The sequence below is a fragment of the Diaphorobacter oryzae DSM 22780 genome (assembly GCF_059568935.1).
Genome location: NZ_JCANUL010000003.1, coordinates 133508 through 151651 on the forward strand (window position 1 = coordinate 133508; position 18144 = coordinate 151651).

Genomic DNA, 18144 nt, shown 5'->3' on the forward strand with positions numbered 1-18144 from the left:
GCGGCTGCGTCTTAGCGCAGGTTGTAGAACGCGGCGCGGCCGGGGTAGTGGGCGATGTCGCCCAGGTCTTCCTCGATGCGCAGCAGCTGGTTGTACTTGGCGATGCGGTCCGAGCGCGACAGCGAGCCGGTCTTGATCTGGCCGGCGTTGGTGCCCACCGAGATGTCGGCAATCGTCGAGTCCTCGGTTTCGCCCGAGCGGTGCGAGATCACGGCCGTGTAGCCCGCGCGCTTGGCCATCTCGATGGCGGCGAAGGTCTCGGTCAGCGTGCCGATCTGGTTGATCTTGATGAGGATCGAGTTGGCGATGTCCTTGTCGATGCCTTCCTTCAGGATCTTGGTGTTGGTGACGAACAGGTCGTCGCCCACCAGCTGCACGTTCTTGCCCAGGCGCTCGGTCAGTACCTTCCAGCCGTCCCAGTCGCCCTCGGCCATGCCGTCCTCGATGGAGATGATGGGGTACTTGTCGCACCAGGTGGCCAGCATGTCGGTCCACTGCTGGGCGGACAGGCGCAGGCCGCCTTCGCCTTCCAGCACGTACTGGCCGTCCTTGAAGAATTCGCTGGCGGCGCAGTCCAGGCCCAGGGCGATCTGTTCGCCTGCGGTGTAGCCGGCGGCCTCGATGGCCTGCAGGATCAGCTGGATGGCGGCCTCATGGCTTTCCACGGAAGGCGCAAAGCCGCCCTCGTCGCCCACGGCGGTGCTCATGCCCTTGTCGTGGATGATCTTCTTCAGGGCGTGGAACACCTCGGCGCCCCAGCGCACGGCCTCGCGGAAGCTCGGCGCGCCCACGGGGATGATCATGAACTCCTGCAGGTCCAGGCTGTTGTTGGCGTGCGCGCCGCCGTTGATGACGTTCATCATCGGCACGGGCAACTGCATGCCGCCCATGCCGCCCAGGTAGCGGTACAGGGGCAGGCCGGATTCTTCGGCAGCGGCGCGGGCCACGGCCATGGAGACGGCCAGCATGGCGTTGGCGCCCAGGCGGCTCTTGTTGTCGGTGCCGTCCAGGTCGATCAGGGTCTTGTCCAGGAAGGCCTGCTCGGAGGCGTCCAGGCCCAGCACGGCCTCGCTGATCTCGGTGTTGATGTGCTCCACGGCCTTGAGCACGCCCTTGCCCAGGTAGCGGCCCTTGTCGCCGTCGCGCAGCTCGATGGCCTCGCGCGAGCCGGTGGATGCGCCCGAGGGCACGGCGGCGCGGCCCATCACGCCCGATTCCAGCAGCACGTCGCATTCGACGGTGGGGTTGCCGCGGCTGTCCAGCACTTCGCGGCCTACGATGTCAACGATGGCACTCATGGGTTTCCTTTTTGCGGGAGTTTCAAACCAATTGGGCCGAAAGCGCTTTACCAGCAAGCGCTAGCAGCTATCAAAAACGTAGTATCAAAGGCCTTCGACCACGACCAGCCGCATGATGGCCGCGCCCTCGCGCGCGGCGCGGGCCTTGCGGTATTCGGGCGAGTCGTGGAAGGACTGGGCCGCCTCGAAGCTGGGGAACTTGAGGATCACGGTGCGGCCCGGGTTCCAGTCGCCCTCCAGCACCTCGACCTTGCCGCCGCGCACGCAGACCTCGGCGCCATGCACGCGCATGGCCTCGCTGCTCCACTTGCGGTATTCCTCGTACTGCTCGGGGTTGGTCACGGTGACCGAGGCGATGATGTAACCAGAGGGCATGTCAGGCTCCGAAATCGTTTTCGAGAAATCCGTTCTTCTTCGTGACGGCGTCCAGGGCCACCAGCGTTTCCAGCAGCGCCTTCATGTGCTTGAGCGGCACGGCGTTGGGGCCGTCGGAGAGGGCGTTGCATGGGTCGGGGTGGGTTTCCATGAACAGGCCCGCCACGCCCACGGCCACGGCTGCGCGCGAGAGCACGGGCACCATCTCGCGCATGCCGCCGCTGCTCGTGCCCTGGCCGCCCGGCAGCTGCACGCTGTGGGTGGCGTCGAACACGACCGGCGCGCCGGTCTCGCGCATGATGGCCAGGCTGCGCATGTCGCTCACCAGGTTGTTGTAGCCAAAGCTGGCGCCGCGCTCGCAGGCCATGAAGCTGTCCTCGGGCAGGCCCGCCTCGCGCGCGGCGGCACGGGCCTTGTCGATGACGTTCTTCATGTCGTGCGGGGCCAGGAACTGGCCCTTCTTGATGTTCACCGGCTTGCCCGACTGCGCCACGGCGCGGATGAAGTCGGTCTGGCGGCACAGGAAGGCGGGGGTCTGCAGCACGTCCACCACCTGAGCGACGGCGGGGATCTCGGCCTCGGTGTGCACGTCGGTGAGCACGGGCACGCCGATGCCCTTCTTCACCTTGGCCAGAATTTCCAGGCCCTTGTCCATGCCCGGGCCGCGAAAGCTGGTGCCGCTGGAGCGGTTGGCCTTGTCGAAGCTGCTCTTGAAGATGAACGGGATGCCCAGGGAGGCGGTGATTTCCTTGAGCTGGCCCGCCACGTCCATTTGCAGCTGCTCGGATTCGACCACGCAGGGGCCGGCGATCAGGAAGAAGGGCCGGTGAAGGCCGATGTCAAAGCCGCAGAGTTGCATGGCGGTTTCCTTGTCGGTGTGCAGGCGGGCGCTCAGGCCTTCTTGCCCTGCTGCTTGGCGTTCACGGCGGCTTTCACGAAGGCGTTGAACAGCGGATGGCCATTCCACGGCGTGGACTTGAACTCTGGGTGGAACTGCACGCCGATGAACCAGGGGTGCACCGACTGCGGCAGCTCGACGATCTCGGTGAGCTGCTCGCGCTGGGTCAGCGCCGAGATCACCAGGCCCGCCTTGCGCAGCTGGTCCAGGTACTGCACGTTGGCCTCGTAGCGGTGGCGGTGGCGCTCGGTGACCACGTCACCGTAGATGCTGTGGGCCAGGGTGCCGGGCTGCACGTCGGAGCTTTGCGCACCCAGGCGCATGGTGCCGCCCAGGTCGGAGTTGGCGTCGCGCGTCTTGATCGTGCCGTCCTCGTCCTTCCACTCGGTGATCAGCGCGATCACGGGGTTGGGCGTGTGGGGATCGAACTCGGTGGAGTTGGCGCCTTCCAGGCCGGCCATGTGGCGCGCGTATTCGATGGTGGCCACCTGCATGCCCAGGCAGATGCCCAGGTAGGGCACCTTGTGCTCGCGGGCGTAGCGGGCGGTGGAGATCTTGCCCTCCACGCCGCGCGAGCCGAAGCCGCCGGGCACCAGGATGGCGTCGTACAGCGCCAGCTTGTCGCTGGCGTTGGCGTCGGTGATGGCCTCGGAGTCGACATGGTCGATCTTCACGCGCACATGGCTTTGCATGCCGGCGTGCTTGAGCGCCTCGTTGACCGACTTGTAGGCGTCGGACAGTTCCACGTACTTGCCGACCATGGCGATCTTCACCTCGCCCTGCGGGTGCTCGGTCTCGTGCACCAGGTCGTCCCAGCGCTTGAGGCTGGCCGGCGGCGTGTTCAGGCGCAGCTTGTCGCAGATCAGGCCGTCCAGGCCCTGCTCGTGCAGCATGCGCGGCACCTTGTAGATGGTGTCCACGTCCCACATGGAGATCACGCCCCATTCGGCCACGTTGGTGAAGAGGGAGATCTTTTCCTTCTCCTCCTCGGGCACGGCGTGGTGCGCGCGGCACAGCAGCGCGTCGGGCTGGATGCCGATCTCGCGCAGCTTTTGCACCGTGTGCTGCGTGGGCTTGGTCTTGAGCTCGCCGGCCGTGGCGATCCAGGGCAGGTAGGTCAGGTGCACGAAGGCCGAGTTGTTGGGCCCCAGCTTCAGCGAGAGCTGGCGCACGGCTTCGAGGAAGGGCAGGGACTCGATGTCGCCCACCGTGCCGCCCACCTCGCAGATGGCCACGTCCACCGCATCGTCGGTGCCGATGCCGGCGCCGCGCTTGATGTACTCCTGGATCTCGTTCGTGACGTGCGGAATCACCTGCACCGTCTTGCCGAGGTAGTCGCCGCGGCGCTCCTTCTCCAGCACGGACTGGTAGATGCGGCCGGTGGTGAAGTTGTTGGCCTGCTTCATGCGCGTTTCGATGAAACGCTCGTAGTGGCCCAGGTCGAGGTCGGTTTCGGCGCCGTCGTCGGTCACGAAGACCTCACCATGCTGGAAGGGTGACATGGTGCCCGGGTCCACGTTGATGTACGGGTCGAGCTTGATGAGGGTGACTTTGAGACCCCGCGATTCGAGGATCGCGGCAAGGGAGGCTGAGGCGATTCCCTTGCCCAGGGAAGACACCACACCGCCGGTGACGAAGACGAATTTGGTCATGTCTTTGATGGTGGTGGGAAATTGTGATTATAAAGTCCGCCCCGCACGCGGCCCGGCCGGCCCGGGCCTTGCCCCCGCAGGGCGTCTGCTAAATTGCGGCCCATGAATGAGCTTGCTGGCAAACACATCGTCCTGGGCCTGAGCGGAGGCGTGGCCTGTTACAAGTCTGCGGAGCTGTGCCGCCTGCTGGTGAAGGCCGGCGCCACGGTGCAGGTGGTGATGACCGAGGCCGCCGAGCAGTTCATCACCCCGGTGACCATGCAGGCGCTGTCGGGGCGCGCGGTCTACACCTCGCAGTGGGACGCGCGCGAGCCCAACAACATGCCCCACATCAACCTGAGCCGCGAGGCCGACGCGATCCTCATCGCGCCGTGCAGCGCGGACTTCATCGCGCGGCTGGTGCAGGGGCGCGCGGACGAACTGCTGAGCCTGATGTGCCTGGCACGGCCCATCGACCGCGTGCCGCTGCTGATCGCCCCGGCCATGAACCGCGAGATGTGGGGCCACCCGGCCACGCGCCGCAACTTGGCCCAGGTGGCGCAGGACGGCGCCACAGTGCTGGGCGTGGGTTTTGGCGACCAGGCCTGCGGCGAGACCGGCGATGGCCGCATGCTGGAGGCGGCCGAGATCTTCGAGGAGCTGGTGGCCTTCTTTGCCCCCAAGCTGCTGTCGGGGCAGCGCGTGCTGATCACGGCCGGCCCCACGTTCGAGGCCATCGACCCGGTGCGCGGCATCACCAACCTGTCCAGCGGCAAGATGGGCTTTGCGATCGCGCGCGCCGCGCGCGAAGCGGGGGCCGAGGTGACGCTCGTCGCCGGTCCCGTGCACCTGCCCACACCGCGCGGGGTGCGCCGCATCGATGTGCGTTCTGCACAAAATATGCTTGCAGCGGTTGAAGGACAAGCGCAAATAGCTACTATTTTCATAGCGACTGCCGCCGTGGCGGACTGGCGGCCTGCCAGCGCCGCCGAACAGAAGATCAAGAAGGATGGCTCGGGCGAGGTGCCCGCGCTGTCCTTCGTGGAGAACCCGGACATCCTGGCCGCGGTGGCGCGGTCCGAGCGCGCACGCGCGGGGCTGCTGTACTGCGTGGGCTTCGCGGCCGAAAGCGAGAACCTGCTCGCGCACGCCAGCGCCAAGCGTGCGCGCAAGGGCGTGCCGCTGCTCGTCGGCAACATCGGCCCGGCCACCTTCGGGCAGGACGACAACGCGCTGCTGCTGGTGGACGATCAAGGCCACCGGGAGCTGCCGCGCGCTCCCAAGGCCGATCTGGGCCGCCAGCTGGTGGCGGAAATCGCGCGGCGCCTGCGCTAGGCGGCCGCCTTGGTGCTTCCCATGAGCAGCCCACGACCGGAGCCCGGCCGCCCCACCATCGTGCAGCGGCCGCATCTCGGCGATCCCGAGGGGCCGCCGGACGGGGACTATGCCCGCTATGTGGAGCGCCTGCTGCAACGAGCGGATCTGCAGCGTGCCGCGGCGCAGGGCGCCGGTGCGCATGCAGGTGCCGATGCGTCGCCCACTCCGCCGGCAGTGCCGGTGCGCGTTGCCGCCGCCGCGGCCTCACACGCCACAGCTGCGGAAAGGCTGCCGCGCTCGGCTGCGCCGAAGAAGGCCGTGCCCCGGGGCCTGTGGGCCAAGTGGCCGCTGCTGCTGTGGTGCCTGTTCGTGCTGTTGATGTGGTTCACGCCGGCGTTGCTGCCCCTGGCCATTGGCGCAGTGCTGGCGGCGGGCGTGGGCCACCACCTCTGGCGGTCGAGGCGCGCCAGGGATATCGACCGGCGTTGAAGAGAACAGCCCGCTGTTTGCGCGATGATGGCGGGCTTTGGGCATCGGGGCGGTGCGCATTCCGCCCGCCCGCGATGCCCCTCAGGAGCCTCTGCACCATGAAGATCGACGTCAAGATTCTCGACCCGCGCATGGCGGATCAACTGCCCGCCTACGCCACCCCCGGCAGCGCGGGGCTGGACCTGCGCGCCTGCCTGGATGAGCCGCTTACGCTTGCGCCCAATGCATGGCAACTGGTGCCTACGGGCATCGCCGTCTACCTGAAGGATCCGGGCTATGCCGCGCTGATCCTGCCGCGCTCGGGGTTGGGGCACAAGCACGGCATCGTGCTGGGCAATCTGGTGGGGCTGATCGACAGCGACTACCAGGGCCAGCTCATGGTCAGCGCCTGGAATCGCAGCGACGTGGCGTTCACGCTCCAGCCCATGGAGCGGCTGGCGCAACTCGTCATCGTGCCGGTGGTGCAGGCGCAGTTCAATGTGGTGACCGAGTTCCCGGCCAGCGAGCGCGGGGAAAACGGCTACGGCTCCACCGGCAAACACTGATCCTGCGCGTTTCACGGACCGGCACGGCCCGCAGCCGTGCCCCGTGTCAGTGCGCGCCTACGTGGGTAGGGGCAGCGGAACTACGCCGGGCGCGGGGTTATCCCGGCGAGCGGCGCGGCGCGCGGGTGCTCCAATCGACCGGATGGCGGGCAGGCCGCCCGCACCACAGTTTTTGAACGATTCAGGAGTGACACCATGCATCCCTCTTTACGCTTTGTGGCCCGGGCCGGGGCCGTGTGCCTTGCGGGCGCGCTGGCCGCCTGTGCCGACCAGCCGCGCTATGCCGACTACCCGGGGGCGGGCTATTCGGGTCAGCCGGCCCCCGGCTATTCCGCCTATCCCGATCAGCAGGGAACCGAGTACGGCACCGTGGCCTACATCGAGGGCATGCAGGGGCGCAACCGCGCATCCGGCGCGGGGGCCATCCTCGGGGCCGTGGTGGGCGGTGTGCTGGGCAACCAGATCGGCTCCGGTTCAGGCCGCACGGCGGCCACGGCCATTGGTGCCGTGGGTGGCGCCGTCGCCGGCCATGCCATTGAGGGCAACAACAGCCGTTCCGACTACGCGGCATACCGCATCACCGTCCGGCTCGATCGTGGTGGCCAGCGTGTCTATGAGGTGCCATCGCCCGGCGACCTGCGCACGGGCGACCGGGTGCGTCTCTACGGAGGGCAGATCTCGCGCATGTGAGCCGCCGGGCGGCCTATGCAGCACTACGGGCCCGCTTGGGGCCCGTAGTGTTTTGTCAGGGGTGGCCGTGGACTCAATGCAGCAGGTCGCTGCCTGGTGCCTGGGGCTGGATGCGGAAGAAACCCGTGCCGGCCGAGCCCCGTCCGATTTCCTCCTCCGTGGCTTCGCGCACGCCGTGCACCTTGATCTGCAGCCGCAGCGCGATGCCGGCCAGGGGGTGGTTGCCGTCGAGCACCACATGCTCCGGATAGAGCTGCGCCACGGTGTACAGCGCGTCGCGCGGCGCATCGGGGTGGATGCCCGTGGGTAAGGCTGTGCCGTCGAAGGTCATGCCTTCCTCGATGTCCTCGGGGAAGAGCTTGCGGGGCTCCAGAAACAGGAGTTTGTCCTGGTAGTCGCCAAAGGCTTCCTCGGGCTCCAGGTGCAACGAAAGTTCGGCGCCCACGCCGTGCCCCTGCAGCGCCTGCTCGATGCGGGCGAGCAAGTCATCGCCGCCGACCAGAAACTCCACGGGATCGTCGAGCACGTCCAGTTCTTCGCCCAGCGTGTCTTTCAAGACCCAGGTCAAGGCGACCACACATTGTTCGGTAATTTCCATAGGAGAATTGTCGCAGTTCGTTCCCTTGCCGCGCTGGCGGCCTTATCGATTCCATGGATGTTCAACAACCACTGGCCTTGCTCGGGGGCCTGAGCCCGGCGCAATTCATGCGCCGCCACTGGCACAAGAAGCCGCTGCTCGTGCGGCAGGCCATTCCGGGCTTCAAGCCGCCGGTGGCACGTGCCGCGCTGTTCGAGCTGGCGGGCCGCGAGGAGGTCGAGTCCCGCTTTATCCAGCACAAGGACGGGAAGTGGCTGCTGCGCCATGGGCCGCTGCCGCGTCGTTCCCTGCCGTCGCTGCAGACGCGCGAGTGGACGGTGCTGGTGCAGGGCGTGGATCTGCATGACGACACCACCCATGCGCTGATGCAGCAGTTCCGCTTCGTGCCCGAGGCGCGGCTGGACGACCTGATGATCAGCTATGCCAGCGACGGCGGTGGCGTGGGGCCGCACTTCGACAGCTATGACGTGTTCCTGCTGCAGGCCCATGGCCGGCGGCGCTGGCGCATCGGCCGGCAGAAAAACCTGGCGCTGCGCGAGGGACTGCCGCTCAAGATCCTGGCTGACTTCGAGCCCGAGGAGGAGTACGTGCTGGAGCCGGGCGACATGCTCTACCTGCCGCCGCGCTGGGCGCACGACGGCATTGCCGAAGGGGAGTGCATGACCTATTCCGTCGGTTTCCGTTCGCCCAATCGCGCGGGGCTGGCCCATGAGGTGCTGCTGCGCATGGCAGACGCCGCGGCGGACGACGATGCGTCACTCATCTATCGCGATCCGCGCCAGGAGGCCGTGAGCGGGCCGGGCGCCATTCCCGCCGACCTGCAGGCGTTTGCGCGCGATGCGGTGCAGCGTGCGCTGCAGCAGCCACTGGCGCTGGAATGTGCCCTGGGAGAGGCGCTGACCGAGCCCAAGCCCAACGTGTGGTTCGAGCCCTTGGCGGTCGCAGGCATGCTGGAGAGTCTGGTACTGGACCGGCGCACGCGCATGATGTACGACGACAAGCATGTCTTCATCAATGGCGACAGCTACCGCGCCGCGGGACGGGATGCGGCGCTGATGCGCCGCTTGGCGGATCGGCGCCATCTGGATGCGCGCGATCTGGCGCAGGCCAGCGACGCGGCGCTGGAGCTGCTGTCATCTTGGTGCGAGGCGGGATGGGCCCACGCCGGCCCGCCAGCCTGACGCGGGGCGCATTGGCACGCCGGCCATGGGAGTGGCATATGGGCAATGGTTTTAGCAATGTGGAGTCGGCGCTGCCTTCGGGACGCTTCGAAGGACGCGTGGAGTTCCAGCAACTGGTGCGCGATGCCCTGGCGTGCGCTGCGCTTGAGGGCTGGCCGGAGCTGCTCCTGTGCGACGCGACTTTCCACGACTGGCCCCTGGGCGAGCGCGCGGTGGCCGACTCGCTGCAGCAGTGGGCGCGCGCTGGGCGGCGCTTCACCATGATCGCGGCCGGTTTCGACGAGATCGTGCGGCGGCATGCGCGCTTTGTTCAATGGCGTGTGCGATGGGACCACATCATCGTGTGCCGCAGGGCTGCAGTGGCGGACCCGCAGGATCTGCCCAGCGCCATCTGGTCGCCGCATTGGGTGCTGCAGCGGCATGATCCATTGCGCTGCCATGGCGTAACAGGGCGGGAGCCCGAGCGGCGCGTGCTGTTGCGCGAGTCGATCAACGAATGGGCAGAGCGCAAAAGCAGTCCAGGCTTTCCCGCTTCCGTACTGGGTTTGTGAGCCGAAAACCGTGCCGCTGATGTGCAACGAAACGCCCCTGATGTAACAAGGGTAGCGAGTCCTTCGTGTTATCCACTATTGACGAAATCTTCCTATAATTTCCGGCTGGTATAGCCCCTGGTGTCGTTGTGCACCGCTGCCGGGCCTGCCGCTGCAAGAGGCGGGTGCCATGGCATTTCATAACAATCATTTGTCCATATAGGAAACTGCAATGAAGAACTCCGTCGTTCTGGCTGCCCTGATCGCTGCTGCTGCTCTCGCCGCTTGCGGCAAGAAGGAAGAGCCCGCTCCTGCACCGGCACCTGCTCCCGTGGAAGCTCCCGCTCCTGCGCCCGCTCCGGAACCCGCACCCGCTCCTGCAGAAGCACCTGCTTCCGCAGAGGCTCCCGCTGCTGCCGCTACCGATGCGGCTGCCGACGCCGCCAAGGCTGCAGCCGACGCTGCTGCTGGCGCCGCCGCTGGCGCTGCTTCCGCCGCCAAGTAAGCGCACGGCTACCGGGCCTCAGGGCCCGCTTGCACGCAAAACCCCGTACCGTCTGGTCGGGGTTTTGTGCTTTTGGAGTGTGTCCGTTAGCGGAGCGGCCTGCATTGAGCCGGGACACGCCTTCGCGAGGTGTCGGGCTGTGCGTGATGACGCTGGCATCAAGCCAGGTGCGCACGCAAGCGCTGCACCCACTTGCGCAGGTGGGTGCAGCGTAGGAGGGCTTACTTGAGGTCGTCGACCAGCACGCGCACGATGCGCTGTGCGTTGGCCGAGGATTCAGGCGCGCCGGCCGCGTTTAGCACCGAAACCGTGCTTTGATTGCCCTCGCTGCGCACCACGATACGGTACTTGAGAGGCGGCACGGCATCGGGAGAGCTGTTGAAGATCTTGCTGAAGAAGCCTTGCTCCTTCTTTTCCGTCGGGGCCACGTAGCGCACGAAGTACACGCCCTGGCTGCGGTCGCGGTCTTCCACGGTGAAGCCTGTGCGGTCCAACGACACGCCAACACGGCGCCATGCGCGATCAAACCCTTCCTCCAGTTGCACCACGGGCACGTTGTTCACCGTGGCCTGGCGGGCAGTGGGTGTGGATGGCATGGGGGCAGCCGCCGCGGCTTTGGATTGCTCCTCGCTCACACCGAGCTTGACCATCAGGCGACGCAGGAATTCGGTCTCCAGTTCAGGATCGGCTGGACGCGGTTGCCACACCGTGTTTTCCTTCTGGCTGTTGGTGTAGACCTCAATCATGCCCCGGTGGCTGACGTAAATCTCGGTGCCACCGTTGGCAGTCCGTTCCAGGCGGGTGCGGAACTTGTCGCGCTCGCCCGTGGAGTACAGCGAATCGAAGACCTTGCCGATGGTGGAGCGGATGATGTCCTGCGGCAGCTTGGCGCGGTTTTCTGCCCAGTCGGTTTCCAGAATGCCTAGATTGGACTGTTCCACGGTATAGACGAAGCCGTTTTCGATCCAGAAGTCGCGCACCGGCTCCCAGAGTTGGTCTGCGGGCCGATCCACGACCAGCCAGCGCTGGTTGCCGTCGCGCTCAATGCGCACGTCTCCGATGGACTTGGGCGCTGCACTGGCGGCACCACGGGGCTGCTGTGCCTGGCCAGCCTCAAAGGCTGCTGCCGACACCACTCCTCCAGGCACTGTGTAGCGCGTGTCGCGCGAAAGTTGGCTCAGGTCCGGTGGAACCTCCAGCGTCGGGCCCTTGGTGGCGCTTTTGTAGTCAATCTTGTCGTTCTCCAGGACGGAGCAGGCAGACAGGGTTACGGCAAGGCCCAGCAGGCCCAAGCGGGTGGTAGCGTTCACGCGAAAATCCTCATTGGTCCGAGACTGGCCAAGCGTGCGGGCACGCCCGGCGAAGTGGCATCAGGCGTTGGTGGATGGCAGCAGACCTGCAGCGCGCAGGGCGGCCTCGACCACGGCTTCGTTGCCTTGGCCCAGGGGCGTCATGGGCAGGCGCATGGCGCCGCCGCACAGGCCCATGCGCTGCATGGCCCATTTCACCGGAATGGGGTTGGCTTCGACAAACAGGTGCTTGTGCACCGGCAGCAGGCGGAACTGGATCTCCATGGCGCGGCGGGTGTCGCCAGCGATGGCGGCCACGCACAGCTCGTGCATCAGCCGGGGCGCCACATTGGCCGTGACGCTGATGTTGCCCTGGCCGCCGCAGAGCATCAGGGCCACGGCGGTGGGGTCGTCGCCCGAGTACACGGCAAAGCCCTTGGGCACGTCGCGGATCAGCCACTGTGCACGCTCGATGTTGCCCGTGGCTTCCTTGATGCCCACGATGCCGGGCACCTGCGTCAGGCGCAACACGGTTTCGTGCTGCATGTCCGCCACGGAGCGGCCGGGCACGTTGTAGAGCACCATGGGCAGGTCGCCCACGGCTTCGGCAATCGCCTTGAAGTGCCGGTATTGGCCTTCCTGCGTGGGCTTGTTGTAGTACGGCACCACTTGCAGCTGGCTGTCGGCGCCGACCTTCTTGGCGAACCTGGCCAACTCAATGGCCTCGGCCGTGGAGTTGGCGCCGCAGCCGGCCATGATGGGCACACGCTTGGCTGCTTGCTCCACGGATACGCGGATGATCTCGCAATGCTCCTCCACGTTCACCGTGGGCGATTCGCCCGTGGTGCCAACGACGCCGATGCAGTCCGTACCTTCTGCGATGTGCCAGTCAATGAGTTTGCGCAGCGTGGGATAGTCCACACTGCCGTCGTCATGCATGGGAGTGACGAGGGCGACGATGCTGCCGGTCAGGGGGGCGCTGGAAAAGGTCATGTCCGCGTTCAGAAACGGTAAAAGAACATTCTAACTATGGCCCGTCATCGGGTGGATCAAACGAGGGCCCAGGGCTGTTGTGCGGTTGGCCGGATTTCATGGCCGCCTGAAGGCTGCCATGAAACTGGTGGCGTCGATGCGTGCCGGCAAATAAGTGGCTCTCATGGGAACGATCTGCCCCAGGCGCAAGCCTTCAGTCGCCTTCTTCAAACACCAGGGAGGGCGTGGCCATGACGCGTGCGGTGTCGGCGAGGTTGGCGATGAGGTGGTTGGCAAAGTAGCTGTTCTGCGTATCGGGCTCCAGTGCCGCCACGGCCAGGTTGGCCAGGGGCTGATTCAGAGGCACGTAGTAGCTTCCGCCGGGCACGTCGATGGCGCTGCGCATTGGCGTGACCTGTGCGCGGATGATGGGGCTTGCCCCGGCGACGGCCCCGCGCACGTCTTGCCGTTCGGCGGTTTCACGGCTGGTTTCCTGGTAGATGTCTGCCAGCACGGACCCTGGCTCGGCCACGCGCATGACTTGCACGCCCAGGAGCTTCAGGCGCTCCACGGCGTCGCCGGCGCTGGCCGCGAGCCAGTAGCCGCAGGGGCGGGGGCGTTTTTTCAGTGTTTTCAGCTGGAGTGAGGAGTTCCACGCCACGTTCAGCGTGTGGTCCGCGCCCGTGGCCGGGTCGAGCATGAGCAGATCGTGCTGGGTAGGCGTGGGACCGGCTTCCACCACGATCTCGCCGCGGCAGGCCAGGGCAGCGGTGTCGCGCGCTACGAAGGAGCGCACTTGCTCCAGATTGTCGGCACGCTCCACCGTGCTTCGCAGTGCGCTGGTGACGGCGACCACCTGCGAGTGCACGCGGCGCTGGATGTGCGTGCGGCCAATGCCTATGCCGCGGGACTCCACCAGCAGGCTGACAGCGTTCTTCAGGCCGTGCACATTGCGTCCGGTGTCGGGTTGCGTGCCGCCCATGGAGACGCGCAGGTCATCGGGGCGTGTGGAGGTGGTGTAGTACCACTCCTGGCTCAGCCCCTCGGCATCAAGCGCCTTCACCATGGGCTGGTGAAACCACTTCAGCGACGCCTCGGTCATGAACTCGGGCACGTTGGCCGTGGTGGCATGCTGCAGGAGCACGTCATAGCGCTGGATCGCGTTGAATTTCTCCAGGAAGCGCCCGGCGACGGTGTACTCGTGCGCGTCAACGATGGCGATGGGGCGGTAGTTGCGCGCCAGCTTGGCCACCGCCTGGGCCTCGGGCGTCTGCAGCAACAGATGGTCGCGGTTCATGTCGATGCCATTGGACGTCACGCGTTGGCCTGTGTCGGAGCCGTCTGGATTGGCGCGCGGCACGATGATCACGTTGATGCGATCCAGCATGGGTTCCAGCAGGCCTTGTGCCAATTCACGGGCGACGATCAGCAGCGCTTCGCTGCCGGCGGGCTCATCACCGTGCTGCTGGCCGATCAGCAGCACCGTGGGGCGGCCGCTTGCGTCGAGTGCGGCTGCATCGGTGCCGGTGGCTCGGGTGAGTACCAGGGCGTGAATGGGGGACCCGCGTTGCGACAGTCCCAGGTCCAGCATTTCCGCGCGCGTGGCGCCGGTTTGCGACGCGGCCAGGTTGCGCAGCCATTGCGTGAGTTCGGCGTTGGTGGTGAAGGCGCGGCGTCCTTCGACCAGGCCGGGCGTCTCGTAGCGCACGGATGGGTCGGGGAATCGAGCCGCTACGGCGGCGCTGTAGGGCAGTTGGACGGGAGGGGCACTTGCCACACCAGGCGTGAGTGGTGACGCCGGCACAGGTGAGGTGACAACCGTGCCGGGCTGTACTGCACCCAGCGGTGGAGGTACGGTGCGTGGCGCCTTCTGTACGGGGGCGGGCGAGGAGGCCGCGGGTGCTTGCGCGGGCCAGGGCGGCAACGGGGTGCTCGAGCATGCGGAAAGCATCACCACGGCTAGTAATGCGGCACCACGGTGGCGTGCAAGGGGGCTGGCCAGGGGCCGGCATGTGAAGCTGTAGGGGCGGGTCTTCGGCATCGTCATGGTGGGTGGCGGTAGCGGTCTCGTGGGGGAAGATGTTACCCGGCACGGTGCCGGGTCATGTGGCGCACCCTGCGTGTGCCAAAGTGGGTGGCATCAGAAAAAAGCCCGGCGGTGCCGGGCTTGTTGCTGGGGGTGCTGCGTGTCAGCGGCCGAAGCCACCGCCACCGCGCGGACCACGCGAGCCTCCGCCGCCGCTGTTGCGGAAGCCGCCACGGCGGTCTTTGTTGGCCATGCTGTCCACGCTGGTGCGCATCGGGTCGGGCTGCGCGCCGCGGCCGCCCGCGCCGTGGCGCGGGCCAATGCCGATGTGGCCGAGCTGGGTGCCCAGGTGGGCGTTTTCGCCGCGCGGCTGGCTGTCATCGAAGCGGCGATTGCCCCCTCCATTACCGACACCACTGCCGCCGCGGCGGCGTCCGCCCGCGGCATTCTGCGGCTGCTGCTGGCCACGCGGACCTGCGGGGCGGCCATTGCTGTTCGCGTTCGCGGGACGGCCCCCGCCACCGGCGGCACGTTGACCATCGCCTTGGCCGCCTTGGCCGCCTTGGCCGCCTTGGCGGCCGCCCCGTGGCGTACCCTGGGCGGCCTTGTTGGTGCGGATGCGCTCCATCATCTCCTGGCGCGCAGACTTGGCGGCCGCCTGCATGACCTCGCGGCTGGGTGGCTTGCCGGCGCCGCCCCAGATGGTCTGGCGCCCCATGGCGATGGGTTCGGCCTTTTCACCTTCGTCGGGGCCAAAGCCATCGATGACCTGCACGGGAATCTCTTGCTTCGTGAAGCGTTCGATCTCCATCATGAAGCCTTCCTCGTCCATGCAGACCAGGCTGACGGCGTGGCCCTCGCGGCCCGCACGGCCGGTGCGGCCGATGCGGTGCACGTAGTCCTCGGATACGTTGGGAATCTCGTAGTTCACCACATGCGGCAGGTCGTCGATGTCAATGCCGCGTGCTGCAATATCTGTAGCAACCAGGGCGCGAATCTGGCCTGTCTTGAAGCCATCCAGCGCCTGCGTGCGGGCGCTCTGGCTCTTGTTGCCATGCAGTGCCATGGCGCTCACGCCGTTCTTGGTGAGGTATTCGGCCACATTGTTGGCGCCAAACTTGGTTCGCGTGAACACCAGCACCTGGCTCCAGTCGTGTTGCTGGATGATGTGCAGCAGCACCTGCTTCTTCTTGGCGCGGCCCACGGGGTGGATCACCTGGCTGATGCGCTGCACCGTGGTGTTGCGGGGCGTGACCTGGATGCTTTGCGGGTTGCGCAGCAGGCTGTTGGCCAGTTCGCGGATGTCGTCGCTGAAGGTTGCGGAGAACAGCAGGCTTTGCTTGTCGGCCGGTAGCAAGGCCAGCACCTTCTTCACGTCGTGGATGAAGCCCATGTCCAGCATGCGGTCGGCCTCATCCAGCACCAGGATCTCGACCGTGGACAGGTCCATAAAACCCTGCTGCTGCAGGTCCAGCAGGCGGCCGGGAGTGGCCACGAGCACGTCCACACCGCGCTTGATGCGGTCGATTTGCGGGTTCATACCCACGCCGCCGAAGATCACGGTGGAACGGATGTCCAGGTGCTTGCCATAGTCACGCACGGATTCCTCGACCTGCGCGGCCAGTTCCCGCGTGGGAGTCAGCACCAGGGCGCGTACGCCCTTACCGCCAAACTTGTTGGTGGGCACGCTGCCTTGGGCCAGACGGTGCAGCATGGGCAGCGTGAAGGCCGCGGTCTTGCCGGTGCCGGTTTGTGCACCAGCGAGCAGATCCTGGCCGGCGAGTACCGCCGGAATAGCCTGGGCCTGGATGGGGGTCGGGGTCTCGTAACCCTGTTCTTGCACGGCACGCAAAATGGCCGGCGCCAGCTTCAGTTCTTCAAATGTCATGTAGTTGGATGCGCCCATCCGGGGCGCTGGGTATCGGCCTGTTGCGGGCGACTTTACGGGTCGCCGAGCCAGTTCAGTAGGCAGATGAGTTCAAGAGTGGGAGCCCGGAAGGTGCTTCCATCGTCCCCAGCCTTTCTAGGCTGATGCCGCGGGCAACTGGAGCCCATGGCGAGCGCTATTGTCGCATGCGCCGATAATCGCTGCTTCCGCGCGAATTTTTTTGCCCGTTTTCTGAACAAGATCCATGGCCCAATACGTTTTCTCGATGAACCATGTCACCAAGACCGTGCCGCCCAAGCGGCAGATCTTGAAGGACATTTCCCTCAGTTTCTTCCCCGGCGCCAAGATTGGCGTGCTGGGCCTGAATGGCTCCGGCAAGTCCTCGCTGCTGAAGATCATGGCCGGCGTGGACAAGGAGTTCGAAGGCGAGGCGCTGCCCATGCCTGGCCTGTCTATCGGTTACCTGCCCCAGGAGCCGCAGCTCAATCCCGAGCACACGGTGCGCCAGGCCGTGGAAGAAGCCATGGCCGAGGTGAACAACGCCAAGGCCCGCTTGGAAGAGGTGTACGCCGCCTACGCCGAAGAGGATGCCGACTTTGACGCCCTGGCGAAGGAGCAGGGTGAACTGGAGGCCATCATCGCCGCCGCCGGCACCGATTCCGAGCACCAGCTGGAAATCGCCGCCGACGCCCTGCGACTGCCTGCCTGGGACGCCATCATTGGCCAGCTCTCCGGCGGTGAAAAGCGCCGCGTGGCGCTGTGCAAGCTGCTGCTGTCCAAGCCCGACATGCTGCTGCTGGACGAACCCACCAACCACTTGGACGCCGAGTCCGTGGACTGGCTGGAGCAGTTCCTGCACCGCTTCAGCGGCACCGTGGTGGCCATCACCCACGACCGCTACTTCCTGGACAACGCGGCCGAGTGGATTTTAGAACTGGACCGTGGCCACGGCATCCCCTACAAGGGCAACTACTCCGACTGGCTGATCCAGAAGGGCAACCGCCTGGAAGCCGAACAGAAGGGCGAGGAAGCCCGCGCCAAGGCACTGAAGAAGGAATTGGAGTGGGTGCGCCAGAACGCCAAGGGCCGCCAGGCCAAGTCCAAGGCGCGTATTGCGCGCTTCGAGGAACTGAGCGACTACGAATACCAGCGCCGCAACGAAACCCAGGAAATCTTCATTCCTGTGGCAGAGCGCCTGGGCTCCAAGGTCATCGAATTCAACAACGTCTCCAAGGCCTTTGGCGACCGTCTGCTGATCGACAACCTGTCGATGAACATTCCGGCCGGCGCCATCGTCGGCATCATCGGCCCGAACGGTGCCGGTAAGTCGACCCTGTTCAAGCTGATCGCCGGCAAGGAGCAGCCCGATTCCGGCACGGTGGACATCGGCCAGACCGTGAAGATGGCTTTTGTGGACCAGCACCGCGATGCGCTGGCCGATGACAAGACCGTGTGGGAGGACATCTCCGGTGGTCTGGACATGATCAACGTGGGCAAGTTCACCATGGCGTCGCGCGCCTATGCCGGCCGCTTCAACTTCAACGGACAGGACCAGCAGAAAAAGGTGGGCAACCTCTCGGGCGGTGAGCGCGGCCGCCTGCACCTGGCCAAGACGTTGATCCAGGGGGGCAACGTCCTGCTGCTGGACGAGCCTTCCAATGACCTGGATGTCGAAACGCTGCGCGCGCTGGAAGATGCCTTGCTGGAATACGCGGGCACGGTGCTCGTGATCAGCCACGACCGCTGGTTCCTGGACCGTATCGCCACCCACATCCTGGCGGCAGAGGGCGACAGCCAGTGGGTCTTCTTCGATGGCAATTACCAGGAATACGAAGCCGATAAGAAAAAACGATTGGGCGAGGAAGGGGCCCAACCGAAGCGTATGCGCTACAAGGCACTCAAATAACCGCTT

At 66.1% G+C, this 18144-nt stretch carries 17 protein-coding genes; 8 read left to right on the forward strand and 9 right to left on the reverse strand.

Annotated elements, in window-relative coordinates; genetic code table 11:
- Positions 1 to 11 precede the first annotated feature (11 nt).
- The 4 genes from eno to pyrG all read right to left on the reverse strand — a co-directional run bounded on the left by eno (position 12) and on the right by pyrG (position 4223).
- A complete protein-coding gene (eno, locus tag BP68_RS06695; protein ID WP_496369925.1) occupies positions 12 to 1298 on the reverse strand; it encodes a phosphopyruvate hydratase in 1287 nt (428 codons plus the stop codon).
- 84 nt (positions 1299 to 1382) lie between these two features.
- Positions 1383 to 1673, reverse strand: coding sequence for a DUF1330 domain-containing protein (locus BP68_RS06700; RefSeq protein WP_496369927.1), 291 nt, complete (start codon positions 1671 to 1673; stop codon positions 1383 to 1385).
- A 1-nt stretch (position 1674) separates the two neighbouring features.
- A complete protein-coding gene (kdsA, locus tag BP68_RS06705; protein WP_496369929.1) occupies positions 1675 to 2532 on the reverse strand; it encodes a 3-deoxy-8-phosphooctulonate synthase in 858 nt (285 codons plus the stop codon).
- Positions 2533 to 2564: 32 nt separating this feature from the next.
- Positions 2565 to 4223: a CTP synthase gene (gene pyrG / locus BP68_RS06710; RefSeq protein WP_496369931.1), complete on the reverse strand. Its 1659-nt coding sequence runs from the start codon at positions 4221 to 4223 to the stop codon at positions 2565 to 2567.
- A gap of 102 nt (positions 4224 to 4325) precedes the next feature.
- On the opposite strand from pyrG, the gene coaBC reads away from it, so the two are divergent.
- From coaBC to BP68_RS06730, 4 genes are all read left to right on the forward strand, one after another.
- The gene (gene coaBC / locus BP68_RS06715; protein ID WP_496369933.1) at positions 4326 to 5537 is read left to right on the forward strand and encodes a bifunctional phosphopantothenoylcysteine decarboxylase/phosphopantothenate--cysteine ligase CoaBC; all 1212 of its coding nucleotides are present in this window, start codon (positions 4326 to 4328) and stop codon (positions 5535 to 5537) included.
- 21 nt (positions 5538 to 5558) lie between these two features.
- Entirely contained in the window at positions 5559 to 6008 is a 450-nt protein-coding gene (locus tag BP68_RS06720; RefSeq protein ID WP_496369935.1) for a hypothetical protein, read from the forward strand.
- A 98-nt stretch (positions 6009 to 6106) separates the two neighbouring features.
- The gene (gene dut, locus BP68_RS06725) at positions 6107 to 6553 is read left to right on the forward strand and encodes a dUTP diphosphatase (RefSeq protein WP_496369937.1); all 447 of its coding nucleotides are present in this window, start codon (positions 6107 to 6109) and stop codon (positions 6551 to 6553) included.
- Positions 6554 to 6748: 195 nt separating this feature from the next.
- Entirely contained in the window at positions 6749 to 7243 is a 495-nt protein-coding gene (locus tag BP68_RS06730; RefSeq protein ID WP_496369939.1) for an outer membrane lipoprotein, read from the forward strand.
- A gap of 73 nt (positions 7244 to 7316) precedes the next feature.
- Here the strand turns inward: BP68_RS06730 and BP68_RS06735 are convergent, their stop codons facing one another.
- Positions 7317 to 7841 (reverse strand): FKBP-type peptidyl-prolyl cis-trans isomerase, encoded by a 525-nt coding sequence (locus BP68_RS06735; protein ID WP_496369941.1) that lies wholly within the window; start codon positions 7839 to 7841, stop codon positions 7317 to 7319.
- 53 nt (positions 7842 to 7894) lie between these two features.
- On the opposite strand from BP68_RS06735, the gene BP68_RS06740 reads away from it, so the two are divergent.
- The 3 genes from BP68_RS06740 (at position 7895) to BP68_RS06750 (ending at position 10057) form a co-directional block, all read left to right on the forward strand.
- Positions 7895 to 9022 carry a JmjC domain-containing protein gene (locus BP68_RS06740; protein WP_496369943.1) on the forward strand — a complete coding sequence of 376 codons (1128 nt, stop codon included), beginning with the start codon at positions 7895 to 7897 and terminating at the stop codon, positions 9020 to 9022.
- A 38-nt stretch (positions 9023 to 9060) separates the two neighbouring features.
- Positions 9061 to 9573, forward strand: coding sequence for a hypothetical protein (locus tag BP68_RS06745; RefSeq protein ID WP_496369945.1), 513 nt, complete (start codon positions 9061 to 9063; stop codon positions 9571 to 9573).
- Positions 9574 to 9784: 211 nt separating this feature from the next.
- Positions 9785 to 10057: a hypothetical protein gene (locus BP68_RS06750; RefSeq protein ID WP_496369947.1), complete on the forward strand. Its 273-nt coding sequence runs from the start codon at positions 9785 to 9787 to the stop codon at positions 10055 to 10057.
- A gap of 221 nt (positions 10058 to 10278) precedes the next feature.
- Here BP68_RS06750 and bamC read toward each other — a convergent pair whose 3' ends face one another.
- The 4 genes from bamC to BP68_RS06770 all read right to left on the reverse strand — a co-directional run bounded on the left by bamC (position 10279) and on the right by BP68_RS06770 (position 16232).
- Positions 10279 to 11367: an NlpB/DapX family lipoprotein gene (bamC, locus tag BP68_RS06755; protein ID WP_496369949.1), complete on the reverse strand. Its 1089-nt coding sequence runs from the start codon at positions 11365 to 11367 to the stop codon at positions 10279 to 10281.
- A 60-nt stretch (positions 11368 to 11427) separates the two neighbouring features.
- The gene (gene dapA / locus BP68_RS06760) at positions 11428 to 12339 is read right to left on the reverse strand and encodes a 4-hydroxy-tetrahydrodipicolinate synthase (protein WP_496369951.1); all 912 of its coding nucleotides are present in this window, start codon (positions 12337 to 12339) and stop codon (positions 11428 to 11430) included.
- Between the two features lie 193 nt (positions 12340 to 12532).
- Positions 12533 to 14365, reverse strand: a complete 1833-nt coding sequence (locus tag BP68_RS06765; protein ID WP_496369953.1) for a M14 family metallopeptidase — start codon at positions 14363 to 14365, stop codon at positions 12533 to 12535.
- A gap of 142 nt (positions 14366 to 14507) precedes the next feature.
- Entirely contained in the window at positions 14508 to 16232 is a 1725-nt protein-coding gene (locus BP68_RS06770) for a DEAD/DEAH box helicase (protein ID WP_496369955.1), read from the reverse strand.
- A 244-nt stretch (positions 16233 to 16476) separates the two neighbouring features.
- Between BP68_RS06770 and ettA the strand changes: the two genes are divergently transcribed.
- Entirely contained in the window at positions 16477 to 18138 is a 1662-nt protein-coding gene (ettA, locus tag BP68_RS06775; protein WP_496369957.1) for an energy-dependent translational throttle protein EttA, read from the forward strand.
- The last annotated feature ends 6 nt before the right edge of the window (positions 18139 to 18144 follow it).